The sequence below is a fragment of the Vibrio sp. LaRot3 genome (genome assembly GCF_027587025.1).
Taxonomy (GTDB): domain Bacteria; phylum Pseudomonadota; class Gammaproteobacteria; order Enterobacterales; family Vibrionaceae; genus Vibrio.
The window spans coordinates 1,317,501-1,331,754 of record NZ_JAPPTI010000001.1 but is presented as its reverse complement, the minus strand read 5'-3'; the positions used below and the strand labels follow the sequence as shown (position 1 = coordinate 1,331,754).

Genomic DNA, 14,254 nt, shown 5'->3' with positions numbered 1-14,254 from the left:
GGTTGACCTTTGCAAAATATAACCGTTGCACTTGATGCAATGGGCGGAGACTTCGGTCCTCGCGTAACAGTGCCTGCCGCCGTGCAGGCACTGTCGCATTTCCCAGAGCTTAAAGTGATCTTATTAGGTGATCGGACTTCGATTACCAATCAGTTATCCTCCCTTGGTTACCAGCCAGATGCTCGGCTGAGCATTCAACACTGTGACCGAGTGATCTCAAACTCAGAAAAACCCTCCCTCGCATTGCGTAATGGCCACGACAGCTCGATGGGCTGCGCGATTGAACTTGTTTCCGATGGAAAAGCCGATGCTTGTGTCAGTGGTGGTAATACCGGTGCTTTGATGGCTTTGTCGCGTTTTCGATTGAAGCTATTACCGGGTATTGAACGTCCTGCTCTCATCTCTGCATTGCCTACTGCATCAGGTAACCGAACTTGGATGTTGGATTTAGGCGCAAACGTATCAAGCGATGCAGATTCTCTATTTCAGTTTGCTGTAATGGGCAGTGCGTTAGCAGAACAGTATCTCGAACGTCCACCTCGAGTAGCGATTTTGAATATCGGCGCTGAAGAAATAAAAGGCAATGATCTTGTCAAGCGCTGTGCAGAGATGCTATCACAGACCCAATCTGTTAATTTCGTCGGCTATATTGAAGGTAATCAGCTATTGCATGATGCGGCAGATGTCGTAGTGTGTGATGGTTTTGTTGGCAATGTATGCTTAAAAACGTGCGAAGGAACAGCCCAGCTCTTTATAGATAAGTTGAAAAACTACATGATGGCCTCATCTATAAAGGGTTGGATTGCAAGAAAAATCTTTTCTGGGTTATTTAATGAACTAAAAACATTGAACCCCGACCAGTATAACGGCGCAAGTTTGCTAGGATTGCGCGGCATTGTGATAAAAAGCCACGGAAGTGCTGATGTAGAAGCGGTCGTTAATGCCATTGGCGAAGCTCTGCACGAGGTCAAACGACAAGTACCAAGCCGTATTAGCGATCGTTTGGAAGCGGTTTTACTCGAGAGGCATTATTAGTCTTCATGTATAGCAAAATTTTAGGTACTGGCAGCTACCTGCCATCTCAGGTGCGTTCTAACGCAGATCTAGAGAAAATGGTAGATACAACTGACGAGTGGATTGTCACTCGTACAGGTATTAAAGAACGCCGCATCGCTGCTGAAAACGAAACCGTGGCAGATATGGGTTACCACGCAGCGGTAAACGCTATCGACATGGCGGGCATTGATAAAAACGATATCGATTTGATCATCGTTGCGACCACAAGTGGTAGCCACACTTTCCCATCATCTGCTTGTCAGGTGCAGGGCATGCTTGGCATTAAAGGTTGCCCAGCATTTGATTTGGCTGCTGCATGTTCTGGTTTTGTATACGCACTTTCTGTTGCTGATCAGCACATTAAAACGGGCATGTGCAAAAACGTGCTAGTGATCGGTGCTGATGCATTGTCTAAGACTTGTGATCCAACAGACCGTTCTACCATCATCTTGTTTGGTGATGGCGCTGGCGCAGTGGTTGTTGGTGCAAGCGAAGAGCCGGGTATCTTATCGACTCACATTAATGCTGATGGCGCATTTGGCGATCTACTGAGCCTTGAAGTACCAGAGCGTGGTAAAGATGCTGACAAATGGCTGCACATGGCTGGCAATGAAGTGTTTAAAGTAGCGGTAACTCAGTTATCTAAGCTGGTAAAAGACACGCTTGCAGCGAATGATATGCATAAGTCAGAACTTGATTGGCTAGTGCCACATCAAGCGAACTACCGCATTATTTCTGCGACAGCGAAAAAACTTTCGATGTCATTAGACCAAGTCGTGGTTACTTTGGATAAACACGGTAACACCTCGGCGGCAACCGTGCCAACAGCGCTTGATGAAGCGGTACGAGATGGTCGAATTAAACGTGGCCAAACTCTTCTACTAGAAGCGTTTGGTGGTGGCTTCACTTGGGGCTCAGCCCTAGTGAAATTCTAAGCCATAAAGAATTCAATTTAAGATGCACTTTGGTGCATCTTTTCTTTCTTACTTTGCTTTAAGGAAAAGAATATGAGCAAGTTTGCTATCGTATTTCCAGGTCAAGGTTCTCAAGCTCTAGGTATGCTTGCTGAACTTGGCGAACAATATGACGTAGTAAAACAAACTTTTGCAGAAGCGTCTGATGTACTAGGTTACGACCTATGGGCGCTGGTTCAAAATGGCCCTGTAGAAGATCTAAACCAAACTTTCCGTACTCAGCCAGCACTACTCGCTTCATCTGTTGCTATCTGGCGCGTATGGCAAGAACTTGGCCTTGAGCAGCCTGCAAACCTAGCGGGTCACAGCCTAGGTGAATACTCTGCACTTGTATGTGCAGGTGTTATCGATTTCAAACAAGCAATTAAACTGGTTGAACTTCGTGGTCAACTAATGCAAGAAGCTGTTCCTGCAGGTACTGGTGCAATGTACGCAATCATCGGCCTTGATGATGATGCGATCGCTAAAGCGTGTGAAGAAGCAGCGCAAGGCGAGGTTGTTTCTCCAGTAAACTTCAACTCACCTGGTCAGGTTGTGATTGCTGGTAGTAAAGACGCAGTAGAGCGTGCAGGCGCTCTATGTAAAGAAGCAGGCGCTAAACGCGCACTACCACTACCAGTTTCTGTTCCATCTCACTGTGCACTAATGAAGCCAGCAGCAGAAAAGCTAGCGGTGGCACTAGAAGAGATCGAATTCAATGCACCTCAACTGCCAGTTATCAACAACGTTGATGTCGCGGCTGAGACAGATCCTGCGAAGATCAAAGATGCACTTGTTCGTCAGCTACATAGCCCTGTTCGTTGGACTGAGAGCGTTCAGCTAATGAGCGAGCAAGGTGTTGAAAAACTACTAGAATTAGGTCCAGGTAAAGTTCTAACTGGCCTAACTAAGCGAATCGTTAAGACTCTTAGCGGCGCAGCGGTTAACGATATTGCATCGCTAGACGCAGCTAAGTAATCGAAAGGAACTAGAATAATGATGAATCTAGAAGGCAAAATTGCCCTAGTAACCGGCGCAAGTCGCGGTATCGGCCGTGCAATCGCTGAGCTTCTTGTTGAGCGCGGCGCGACAGTTATTGGTACTGCGACTTCTGACAATGGTGCGGCTGCGATCAGCGAGTACCTTGGTGAAAATGGTAAAGGCCTAGCGCTTAACGTAACGGATGTTGCGTCAATTGAAGCGACGCTAAAAACCATCAATGATGAATTTGGTGCGATTGATATCTTAGTGAACAACGCAGGTATTACACGTGACAATCTACTTATGCGTATGAAAGACGATGAGTGGAACGACATCATTGATACTAACCTAACGCCAATCTTCCGTATGTCTAAAGCGGTTCTACGTGGCATGATGAAAAAGCGCGCTGGCCGCATCATCAACGTAGGTTCTGTTGTTGGTACTATGGGTAATGCTGGTCAAGCGAACTACGCAGCAGCGAAAGCGGGTGTGATCGGTTTCACTAAATCGATGGCTCGTGAAGTCGCTTCTCGTGGCGTAACAGTAAACACTGTAGCACCTGGTTTTATCGAAACTGACATGACTAAGGCGCTAAATGATGACCAACGTGCAGCAACGTTAGCGAACGTGCCTGCAGGTCGTTTAGGTGACCCTCGTGAGATCGCATCGGCTGTTGCATTTTTAGCATCGCCAGAAGCGGCATACATCACAGGTGAAACTTTGCATGTTAATGGCGGCATGTATATGGTGTAATAGCTGAGTTTGATAGATTTAGCGAGTTTATATGTTCTAAACTCGCTATAATTATGTGAAACTTGCTATTGTTGTGCACAAGATTTGTGCATGATATAAGTCAAAAATGTATTGAATTTCGGTTAAAATCGCTAAAATTGTGGTTTGACCAGCAAGGTCCCTCTTGCAACTTTCAGTAGTTCTAATAAACTACGGAATCATCGCATTAGGCGAAATCTGTAAAGGAAAAGAAAAAATGAGCAACATCGAAGAACGCGTAAAGAAAATCATTGTTGAACAGCTAGGTGTAGACGAAGCAGAAGTTAAAAACGAAGCTTCTTTCGTTGATGATCTAGGTGCTGATTCTCTAGACACTGTTGAACTAGTAATGGCTCTAGAAGAAGAATTCGACACTGAGATTCCAGACGAAGAAGCTGAGAAAATCACTACTGTTCAAGCTGCTATCGACTACGTAAACAGCGCTCAGTAATATCCCCCCAGGCGGCCTTCTGGCCGCCTGAGTTCTTTTTAAACTCTTCTATATCCTCATAGAATCATTTCAAACCCGGAGAATAAGATCGTGTCCAAGCGTCGTGTTGTTGTCACTGGCATGGGTATGTTGTCACCGGTAGGCAACACTGTAGAATCATCATGGAAAGCCCTGCTAGCTGGTCAAAGTGGCATCTCGAATATCGAGCACTTTGATGCAGAGAATTTCTCTACTCGCTTTGCAGGCCTAGTCAAAGATTTCGACTGCACAGAGTACATGTCTAAGAAAGATGCTCGTAAAATGGATCTATTCATCCAGTACGGTATCGCTGCGGGCATTCAAGCCCTAGACGACTCTGGCTTACAAATTAACGAAGAAAACGCTCCACGTGTTGGTGTAGCAATTGGCTCTGGTATCGGCGGCCTAGACCTAATCGAAAATGGTCACACAGCACTTGTTGAGAAAGGCCCACGTAAAGTTAGCCCGTTCTTCGTACCATCAACCATCGTAAACATGGTTGCAGGTAACTTATCTATCATGCGTGGACTTCGTGGTCCAAACATCGCTATTTCTACAGCGTGTACCACTGGTTTGCACAACATTGGTCATGCGGCTCGCATGATTGCATACGGCGATGCTGATGCAATGGTTGCAGGTGGTTCAGAGAAAGCTTCTACACCACTAGGTATGGCAGGTTTTGGTGCGGCTAAAGCACTTTCTACTCGTAACGATGAGCCTCAAAAAGCTTCTCGTCCATGGGACAAAGACCGTGACGGTTTCGTTCTAGGCGACGGCGCAGGCATCATGGTACTTGAAGAGTACGAACATGCTAAAGCTCGTGGCGCTAAGATTTACGCTGAGCTAGTTGGCTTCGGTATGTCTGGTGATGCTTACCACATGACTTCACCAAGTGAAGACGGTTCTGGTGGCGCGCTAGCGATGGAAGCTGCGATGCGTGATGCAGGCGTAACAGGTACTCAAATCGGTTACGTAAACGCTCACGGTACATCGACTCCTGCGGGTGACGTAGCGGAAATCAAAGGTGTTAAGCGTGCTCTTGGTGAAGAGGGTGCTAAGCAAGTTAAGGTTTCTTCTACTAAATCTATGACAGGTCACCTATTGGGTGCTGCAGGTTCTGTTGAAGCTATCATCACGGTAATGTCATTGGTAGACCAAATTGTTCCACCAACGATTAACCTTGATAACCCAGAAGAAGGTTTGGATATCGACCTTGTTCCACATACTGCTAAGAAAGTAGATATGGAATACGCTATCTGTAACTCATTCGGCTTCGGCGGTACGAACGGTTCACTAGTCTTCAAAAAGATTTAGTAAAGAATCTTCGTTAGATTTGTGATAAAACGGCTTAATGTTCAGGCATTAAGCCGTTTTTGTATTTAAACAAAGGGAAAGTGCGTGGTTTGGCTAAATGGACAACCTACTGAGACGGTTTCAGTTTCTGATCGCTCATTTCAATATGGTGATGGTGGGTTCACTACAATTCTTACCGCTCAAGGGAAGCTCGTTGCTTGGCAATATCATTTAGAGCGAATGCAATCGTGCTTGGACGCTTTGCGTATTCCTCATCCCGATTGGAATCAAGTTTTGAACTGGCTCGAAATGGCGGCAATTGATGCGCCTTTGGCGGGATTAAAGCTGCATATTAGCCGCGGAGAAGGGGGAAGAGGTTATAGCCCTACTCAAGTGAGTGCGCCTAATGTTACTATTAGCAACTTTGCTTATCCGGAGCACTACGCTCAGCTAAAGCACCATGGTGTAGAGTTGGCCGTTTGTTCCGTTGCATTAGGGATTAACCCATTATTAGCTGGACACAAACACAATAACCGCCTTGAACAGGTATTGTGTAAAGCGGACGTGGAGTCTCAAGGGTTTGCAGATGGCGTGGTATTGGATATCAACCAGCATGTGATTGAAACCACCATGGCAAATCTGTTTTGGCGTAAAGGTAGCAACCTATACACGCCAGATCTCAGCTCGTCCGGTGTTGCTGGGGTCGTGCGTAGGCAAGTGTTAGCACTCGCAGAGCGCGAAAAGATAAACACACATATTGGACATTACTGTTTGGATGCTCTCATTCAGGCAGACGAAGTAATGGTGTGCAACTCGATTATGGGTATCGCTCCCGTGGTTAAAGTTGCTCAACAACACTTTGAAATTGGAATTATGACAAGACGTATTCAGGAGATGTTGTCACCGTGATTAAGAAGATCACTTTGTTTTTAGTATTGGTAGCCGCTATTGCAGCTGGCACGTTTTTCTATGTAACCAATCAAGTTAACCTTTTTCTTTCTCAGCCTCTTAAGCTGTCAGAACAACAAATTTTCACGGTGAAGTCCGGTAGCAGTTTTCATAGTGTTCTGAACCAGCTTCAACAGCAAGAGCTCATTGATGGCAGCGATATGATGCCATTGGTTCGCCGTCTGCATCCTGAGTTAACTCAGCTAAAAGCAGGCACTTACTTAATTACACCGGATTTAACGCTTACAACCGCATTAGAGTTGTTTAAAACGGGTAAAGAGCATCAGTTCTCTTTAACGTTTGTTGAAGGCTCTCGCTTTAGCGAGTGGCGCGAAATCTTAGCCAATGCGCCTTATTTAGAGCACAAAACTCAGCAGATGTCAGAAGCGGAAATCGCTAAAGCACTTGGTATTGAGCACGAGAAGCTAGAAGGCTTACTCCTTGCTGAAACTTTTCACTACACTTACGGCGACAGCGATTTAGGAATACTTAAACGTTCAGCAGATAAGCTGCAAGCGGTATTAGATGAAGCGTGGGCGACGCGTCAAGATAAGCTACCACTTAAGTCTCCGTATGAAGCATTGATTCTTGCTTCTATTATTGAGAAAGAAACCGCAGTTGAGTCTGAGAGAGAGCGTGTCGCCTCGGTGTTTGTTAACCGTCTAAACAAAGGCATGCGTTTACAAACCGACCCAACGGTTATCTACGGTATGGGTGATAAGTACGACGGCAACATCCGCAAAAAAGATCTACGTACTCGTACTGCCTACAACACCTACGTCATTTTTGGTTTGCCACCAACGCCAATTGCTATGGCGGGCGAAGCATCGATTAAAGCCGCACTGAACCCTGAAAGCAGCAAGTATTTCTACTTTGTTGCAAGTGGTAAAGGTGGTCATGTTTTCTCTAAAACATTGGCAGAACACAACCGCGCAGTACGTGCTTACCTAAAACAATTAAGAAGTAACAAATGAAGCAAGCAAAATTTATCGTCGTAGAAGGCCTTGAAGGGGCAGGTAAGAGTACCGCGATTCAAGCCGTATTAGATACGCTCAAAGCGGCGGGTATCGAATCGATTAAAAATACCCGTGAGCCAGGTGGTACCGCATTAGCAGAGAAACTGCGTAGCCTTGTAAAGCAAGAGCATGAAGGCGAAGTTCTACAAGATATGACTGAGTTGCTGATGATGTACGCCGCTCGTGTTCAGTTGGTTGAAAACGTGATTAAGCCAGCTTTAGCGCAAGGTACATGGGTGGTGGGTGACCGTCATGATATGTCTTCTCAGGCCTATCAAGGTGGTGGTCGTCAGATCTCGCGTGACACCATGCAATCTCTGCGTGATACCACCTTAGGTGAGTTCAAACCTGACTTAACGTTGTACTTAGATATTGACCCAAGAGTTGGTTTAGAGCGTGCTCGTGGCCGTGGTGAGCTCGATCGTATCGAGAAAATGGACATGAGCTTTTTTGATCGTACTCGTGAACGTTACCTTGAGATTGCGAACGGCGATGATTCGGTATTGATCATCAATGCAGAGCAAGAGATCGACAATGTAGCTGCTGATATCGTTTCAGCGCTGAATACTTGGCTGGAAGCGCAATAATGGCAGCTTTATATCCTTGGCTTACGTCTATGTGGCAACAGTGGCAAGCGCATCTTGAAGCGGATCGTTTTTCTAATGCTGCTTTACTGGTCGCAAAGCAAGGCTTAGGAGCAGAGCAGTTAGTCGAACAGTTTGGCCGCGCAGTGATGTGCAGCAATTACGCTGCTGAACCTTGCGGCTTTTGTCATAGCTGTGAGCTAATGGAATCACAGAACCATCCGGATTTTCATGTGATTAAGCCTGAGAAAGAGGGCAAAGCGATCACGGTTGAACAGATTCGCCAGTGTAATCGCTTAGCTCAAGAGTCTTCTCAGCTGTCTGGTTATCGTATCTTTGTTATTGAGCCTGCGGATGCCATGAATGAGTCTGCGGCGAATGCGTTACTCAAAACTCTTGAAGAGCCTGCGCCAAGTTGCTTGTTTTTATTGGTGGCACATTCGGCATCTCAATTATTACCGACCATCACCAGTCGTTGTCAGCAATGGCATTTAGCTTCACCTGAAGCACAAGAAGTCGCTGCTTGGCTCGCTGAGGAAACTCAGCAATCTGTACCGAGTTATGCTGCGCATATTAATGGTAATGCGCCATTAAAAACGTTGCAGTTTGTTGAGCAGGGTGAGCAGAAACGATACCAAATGATTGAGCAGCAGTTTTTAGCGGTTGTTCAGCAGCAAGGTGATGCGATTAAACTAGCGAAAGATCTAGCCTCTGATGCTGAGCAGAGTTTGATTTGGTTATGGTACTTGATGACTGATGCGCAAAAGCAGCACTTTGGCTTAACGTTAGATTCGGCCGTACCAGGTGCGTCTACGTTGGTTAACGCGGTAAATTACGCATTACTCTATACTCAGACGGATGCCTTGAGTGCATTAATTGAGCAGATTACACAGCACACGGGCTTAAACCGTGAACTTCTCATACTGGATTGGTTATATAAGTTTAACGAGGAAGCATGTTTGTAGATTCCCATTGCCATCTGGATAAATTGGATTATCAAGAGCTACATCAAGGGATTGCTGATGTTGTAGCAAAAGCGGAAGCGGTCAACGTTTCGCATCTATTATCGGTAGGGGTAACCCTAGATGCATTTCCAAATATGTTGGAAATGATCAAGCCGTATCAGAATATCTCTGCTTCTTGCGGGGTACACCCGCTTGATGTTGAAAGTGAGTTTTCTTTGGATGTATTGCGCCGTTACGCGAGCCATGATCGTGTCGTGGCTATCGGGGAAACCGGGCTGGACTACCACTACAAGCCAGAGACAAAAGACTTACAGCAATTGCGTTTTGAGCAGCAGGTAGAGTTAGCCGTAGAGCTCAACAAACCTCTAATTATCCATACTCGTGATGCACGAGAAGATACGCTGAATATTTTACGCAATGGTGGCGCAGAGAAATGCGGTGGTGTTATCCACTGTTTCACTGAAGATCTTGCATTTGCAAAAGCAGCAATGGAGTTGGGTTTTTATATTTCAATCTCGGGGATTGTGACGTTTAGGCAAGCAACAGAATTGAAAGAAGTGGTTAAGCAATTGCCATTAGAAAGGCTACTTATTGAGACTGATTCTCCTTATTTAGCGCCCGTTCCGCATCGCGGTAAGCAGAACCAACCTGCATACGTGGTCGAAGTTGCTGCATATATAGCTCAACTAAAAGGTGTCGCGCTGTCTGAAGTTGGTGAAAAAACTAGCGAAAACTACCGAAATCTTTTTTTGAGATAGAAAACGAAACTCGAATAAAAAAGGAGCAGTTGCTCCTTTTTTTTGTGCCCTAAATCACGCGCAAACGTTTTTTGAGCCGTGTTCACTAAAAATGTTGAAATTTATAGAGTGAATACCCAAAAATGTATTTTTGTTACACGAAATAACAATCACCTCTATTTTATTCACTCAACAAAATTAATGTTATCTTCGGCTATTGTTTTAATAATCAATAGGATACAGGCATGTAATCCATTCCAAAATGGTTTTTTGCGTGTGATCTATCTATTACTTTGAAACTTAATTTTCCAAGTGACTAGAAAACGCGACGAGCCTCAAGATATATTTAGAGGCAGAAAATATAACGTAACAAGTGGTTACATTTTCTATGGGTGCTAACATTTAGGCTACGGGGGTGTGCCGTTAGAGCCCATGATGATTCTTATAATCTTTCAGGAGCATAAACATGTTTAAGAACCTTTTTGCTAACCTGCAGAAAGTTGGTAAAGCTCTGATGCTTCCGGTATCAGTTTTACCCGTTGCAGGTATCCTACTTGGTGTAGGTGCTGCCGACCTTCCATTCATTCCAGAAATCGTTTCAAACCTAATGGAACAAGCTGGTGGTTCAGTATTCGGTCAAATGGCGCTGCTATTTGCTGTTGGTGTAGCACTTGGCTTTACAAACAATGACGGTGTAGCTGGTCTAGCTGCAATCGTTGGTTACGGCATCATGGCTGCAACTCTTGGCGTACTAGCTGGTCTAGACGTTGAAGCGGCAAAAGCAGCGGCACTAGCTGCTGGTGAAGTGCTAGATGCTAAAGCAATCGGTCTAATCGAGAAGCAATACGAGACAGGTGTACTAGGTGGTATCCTTGTTGGTGGTATCGCGGCTTGGTCTTTCAACCGTTTCTTCAAAATTCAACTTCCAGAATACCTTGGCTTCTTCGCTGGTAAGCGTGCAGTGCCAATCATCACTGGTTTCCTAGCAATTGCTCTTGCTCTTGTACTTTCTATCATTTGGCCACCAATCGCGTCAGTAATGCAAACATTCTCTGACTGGGCTGCGCACCAAAACCCACAAGTAGCATTCGGTATCTACGGTATCGTTGAACGTTCTCTAATTCCATTCGGTCTACACCACGTTTGGAACGTACCGTTCTTCTTCGAAGCTGGTTCTTGTGTTGACGCAAACGGCGTTGCTCAAAACGGTGTTCTAACTTGTTACCTAGTTGCTGATGACGCATCTCGTCTTGCTGGCAATGGCTTCGGTCAGCTAGCGGGTGGTTACATGTTCAAGATGTTCGGTCTTCCAGCTGCTGCTATTGCTATCGCTCACTCTGCTAAGCCAGAGAACCGCGCGAAAGTAATGGGTATCATGGCTTCTGCTGCACTGACTTCATTCCTAACAGGTATCACTGAACCAATCGAATTCTCGTTCCTATTCGTTGCTCCAGTACTATACGGAATCCACGCTCTACTAGCAGGTTCTGCATACGTTCTAGCGAACACTCTAGGCTTTGTACACGGTACTTCGTTCTCACACGGTCTAATCGACTTCCTAGTACTGTCTGGTAACGCTAAGAACCTAGGCCTAATGGTTGGTTGTGGTATCGCATACGCAGCAATCTACTACCTAGTATTCCGCACTGTAATCAAGGCACTAGATCTTAAGACTCCAGGCCGTGAAGACGAAACTGAAGAAGAAGTAGTAACTGCTGGTTCTGACATGGCTGGTGAGCTTGTTGCAGCGTTCGGTGGTAAAGCGAACATCACTGGTCTAGACGCATGTATCACTCGTCTACGTGTTGCAGTTGCAGACACTGAGCTAGTTGACCAAGACAAACTGAAAAAACTAGGCGCAGCAGGTGTTGTTGTAGTTTCTGGTGGTGTTCAGGCAATCTTCGGTACTAAGTCAGACAACCTTAAAACAGAAATGGATGAGTGGATTCGTAACCACGGTTAATCCAACCTATTTCCCCTAATAGGTACAAAGGAGGCTTCGGCCTCCTTTTTTTGTGCCTGTCGAATACGCATATCAACGTCATATTTTGGCAAGCTCTTTCGGCAACTTAGCCTGTTACTGACCTTACTTTGACCCATTCATAGCTGCGTACCTAAACAATAGGTTTTTAGGGGATTAGGTTTGGAGAAGAGATGAAACGTCGGATATTGATAGCCGCTGTTGGTGTTACCTCAATGATGGCAAGTATAAGCGCCGTTGCTAGTGACAATGCACATCCTGAACTCGCCGTTGGTTTGGCTGTAGATCAGCAGCTGAGTGTGGTGATTGAGTTAGATGAACGCTACCGATTCATTATTGGCAATCAAGGCACAGCGTTTGACTACATTGCGATGAACGGCGAGTTTGACGTGGATGAACCTGTTACTTGGTATGCGGGAGTGGGCGCATGGAATGAATGGGATGACGGTTTTGGTCTGCGCGTGCCATTAGGGTTAAATTACCAAGTGAGTCAAAATTGGCAAATGTACGGGCAGATTCAACCAGAGCTGAATATGTATAAAGGTTGGGAGTTAGGCATTGGTGGGGCGATTGGCGCGAAATACCATTTCTAACATTTAAATATGAAAAAGCCGGCAATGTTGCCGGCTTTTGTCTAGATAGTTCGATGTTTATTGTTTATCCATCGCTCGCTTGATACAGATGGCTGCGCCACCCCATGTAATACCAAGACCTAAAACCATCATAATGATTGCACCTGTAGTCATGATTATGCCTCCTGCTGACGGTTAGTTGCGTTGATAAGTAGACCAAAGACAAAGAGTGCTGCGATAACTGCCCAACCTAATGTTAGGTCATAGCCGCCGTATCCTTCGGTGAATAGTGTTTGTAGCTTAGTTGCAAGGATGATGGCTAACATCACTGGTGTTACAAAGCGTAGACAAACATCAAACCACTGACCGATAGTGAAGTCAGACGTTGCGTTTACGTAGCCGCGTACATCTGCCACTTTGTTTAGTAACCAAGCCATTAGAATAATCTCAACTAAGCCACCAACCATAATGCCGACGTTGTTTGCGAAGTGGTCAACTAGGTCTAGTAGTAGTAGGCCACCGTTAGTTGCGAATGCCATTGAAATCACAACACCTACGCCGATAACGATGTTGGCTGCTTTTTTACGGCTCCAGTTCAATTTATCCATGATGGCAGATGTTACTGCTTCCATGATAGAGATATGCGAGCTAAGACCAGCAACCACTAGAGCGAAGAAGAACAGTGGGCCAAGAATGTATGGTGCTGGCAGCAAATTGATTGCCGCAGGTAGCGTTACAAACGCAAGACCTACACCAGCAGTAACAACTTCAGTTAACGGTTTACCCTGTTCTTGAGCCATGTAGCCCAATACTGAGAAGATCATGATACCCGCTAGGATAGAGAAGCCACAGTTGATAAGAACCGTCATGAATGCGTTGTTAGTGATGTCTGATTTCTCTGGCAAGTAGCTAGAATAAGCAAGCATGATGGCGAAACCGATACTTAGGGTAAAGAAGATCTGACCGTAAGCTGCTGCCCAAACTTTTACATCCCAAATTTTGCTAAAGTCAGGTTCAAACATGTAGTTCACACCGTCTAGAGCTCCTGGTAGGAACACCATACGAGCGATCAGTAGAACGACCATGATGAATAGGATAGGCATCATGATTTTTGATGCGCGCTCGATACCAGATTTAACACCACCTACGATAGCGGCATAAGTGATACCCCATGCGATGAGCATAGCAATAGCGATCTTCCATTGGATGCTACCTAACGCCGTCGGTGAGTTGTCACCACCTAGTTGCAGGTATTCGCCGAAGAAGAATGCGTTAGTGTCTGCGCCCCAGCTTTGGTTGAACGACATACCAAAGTAAGAAATAGCCCAACCAATAACCGCGACATAGTAAACGGCAATTACCGCTGCAACACCCACTTGGAACCAGCCAAGCCATTCAAATTTAGCGTGGATTTTGCCTAATGTTTTTGGTGCACTGCCACGATACTTTTGACCCATGCTGAATTCCAAAATCATGAATGGAATACCAGCGGTTAGCATGGCAAATAGATAAGGGATAAAGAAGGCACCGCCGCCATTCTCATAGGCCATATAAGGGAAACGCCAGATGTTACCCAAACCGATAGCAGATCCTACTGCAGCCAAGATAAATCCAGCTCGGGATCCCCATTGTTCTCGCTTCATAGTTGACTCCTGTTACAACTCCCTGAGATATGAAGCTTTTCTTAGGCTGAGAGCCAAATTACGGGTGTGATAAGACAAAGTGCTAGAAGATAGCCGATGTGCTTTGCTCTATCATCCATGATATGGCTAAAGTTTAGATTTAAATTTTGTAAGCTCTAAGAAAACTCAGAATATTGTTCTTAAAATTTTGATGTGTGTTTGCAAAAACTGAAACTTTCAGCTGTGCATGCCTAGAGACTAACGATTAATGCGCGTTAACGCAATAGATTGTAAGTGTTACAAAAT

At 45.3% G+C, this 14,254-nt stretch carries 15 protein-coding genes; 13 read left to right on the top strand and 2 right to left on the bottom strand.

The window, feature by feature from the left end:
• The first annotated feature begins 9 nt into the window (after nt 1-9).
• The 13 genes from plsX (at nt 10) to OH461_RS06000 (ending at nt 12,347) form a co-directional block, all read left to right on the top strand.
• The gene (gene plsX / locus OH461_RS06060; RefSeq protein ID WP_270019694.1) at nt 10-1,035 is read left to right on the top strand and encodes a phosphate acyltransferase PlsX; all 1,026 of its coding nucleotides are present in this window, start codon (nt 10-12) and stop codon (nt 1,033-1,035) included.
• 5 nt (nt 1,036-1,040) lie between these two features.
• Nucleotides 1,041-1,991 (top strand): beta-ketoacyl-ACP synthase III, encoded by a 951-nt coding sequence (locus OH461_RS06055; RefSeq protein WP_260259361.1) that lies wholly within the window; start codon nt 1,041-1,043, stop codon nt 1,989-1,991.
• A gap of 72 nt (nt 1,992-2,063) precedes the next feature.
• The gene (gene fabD, locus OH461_RS06050; RefSeq protein WP_270019693.1) at nt 2,064-2,987 is read left to right on the top strand and encodes an ACP S-malonyltransferase; all 924 of its coding nucleotides are present in this window, start codon (nt 2,064-2,066) and stop codon (nt 2,985-2,987) included.
• Between the two features lie 21 nt (nt 2,988-3,008).
• The gene (gene fabG / locus OH461_RS06045; protein ID WP_260259609.1) at nt 3,009-3,743 is read left to right on the top strand and encodes a 3-oxoacyl-ACP reductase FabG; all 735 of its coding nucleotides are present in this window, start codon (nt 3,009-3,011) and stop codon (nt 3,741-3,743) included.
• Nucleotides 3,744-3,978: 235 nt separating this feature from the next.
• Nucleotides 3,979-4,212: an acyl carrier protein gene (gene acpP, locus OH461_RS06040; RefSeq protein ID WP_004406112.1), complete on the top strand. Its 234-nt coding sequence runs from the start codon at nt 3,979-3,981 to the stop codon at nt 4,210-4,212.
• 90 nt (nt 4,213-4,302) lie between these two features.
• Nucleotides 4,303-5,544, top strand: a complete 1,242-nt coding sequence (fabF, locus tag OH461_RS06035) for a beta-ketoacyl-ACP synthase II (protein ID WP_270019692.1) — start codon at nt 4,303-4,305, stop codon at nt 5,542-5,544.
• Between the two features lie 84 nt (nt 5,545-5,628).
• Nucleotides 5,629-6,432: an aminodeoxychorismate lyase gene (pabC, locus tag OH461_RS06030; protein ID WP_270019691.1), complete on the top strand. Its 804-nt coding sequence runs from the start codon at nt 5,629-5,631 to the stop codon at nt 6,430-6,432.
• Nucleotides 6,429-7,445: an endolytic transglycosylase MltG gene (gene mltG / locus OH461_RS06025; RefSeq protein ID WP_270019690.1), complete on the top strand. Its 1,017-nt coding sequence runs from the start codon at nt 6,429-6,431 to the stop codon at nt 7,443-7,445. The genes pabC and mltG overlap by 4 nt, the downstream gene beginning before the upstream one ends.
• Entirely contained in the window at nt 7,442-8,074 is a 633-nt protein-coding gene (gene tmk, locus OH461_RS06020; RefSeq protein WP_270019689.1) for a dTMP kinase, read from the top strand. The genes mltG and tmk overlap by 4 nt, the downstream gene beginning before the upstream one ends.
• Nucleotides 8,074-9,036, top strand: a complete 963-nt coding sequence (locus OH461_RS06015) for a DNA polymerase III subunit delta' (RefSeq protein WP_270019688.1) — start codon at nt 8,074-8,076, stop codon at nt 9,034-9,036. The genes tmk and OH461_RS06015 overlap by 1 nt, the downstream gene beginning before the upstream one ends.
• Complete coding sequence (locus tag OH461_RS06010) at nt 9,027-9,794, top strand: TatD family hydrolase (protein WP_270019687.1); 768 nt, start codon at nt 9,027-9,029, stop codon at nt 9,792-9,794. Before OH461_RS06015 ends, OH461_RS06010 begins: the two co-directional genes overlap by 10 nt.
• A gap of 445 nt (nt 9,795-10,239) precedes the next feature.
• Nucleotides 10,240-11,736, top strand: coding sequence for a PTS glucose transporter subunit IIBC (gene ptsG, locus OH461_RS06005; RefSeq protein WP_270019686.1), 1,497 nt, complete (start codon nt 10,240-10,242; stop codon nt 11,734-11,736).
• Nucleotides 11,737-11,969: 233 nt separating this feature from the next.
• Nucleotides 11,970-12,347, top strand: a complete 378-nt coding sequence (locus OH461_RS06000) for a hypothetical protein (RefSeq protein ID WP_443088446.1) — start codon at nt 11,970-11,972, stop codon at nt 12,345-12,347.
• A 57-nt stretch (nt 12,348-12,404) separates the two neighbouring features.
• Here OH461_RS06000 and OH461_RS05995 read toward each other — a convergent pair whose 3' ends face one another.
• The gene (locus OH461_RS05995) at nt 12,405-12,500 is read right to left on the bottom strand and encodes a MetS family NSS transporter small subunit (RefSeq protein WP_260259352.1); all 96 of its coding nucleotides are present in this window, start codon (nt 12,498-12,500) and stop codon (nt 12,405-12,407) included.
• 2 nt (nt 12,501-12,502) lie between these two features.
• Complete coding sequence (locus tag OH461_RS05990; RefSeq protein ID WP_270019684.1) at nt 12,503-13,969, bottom strand: sodium-dependent transporter; 1,467 nt, start codon at nt 13,967-13,969, stop codon at nt 12,503-12,505.
• Nucleotides 13,970-14,254: the final 285 nt, after the last annotated feature.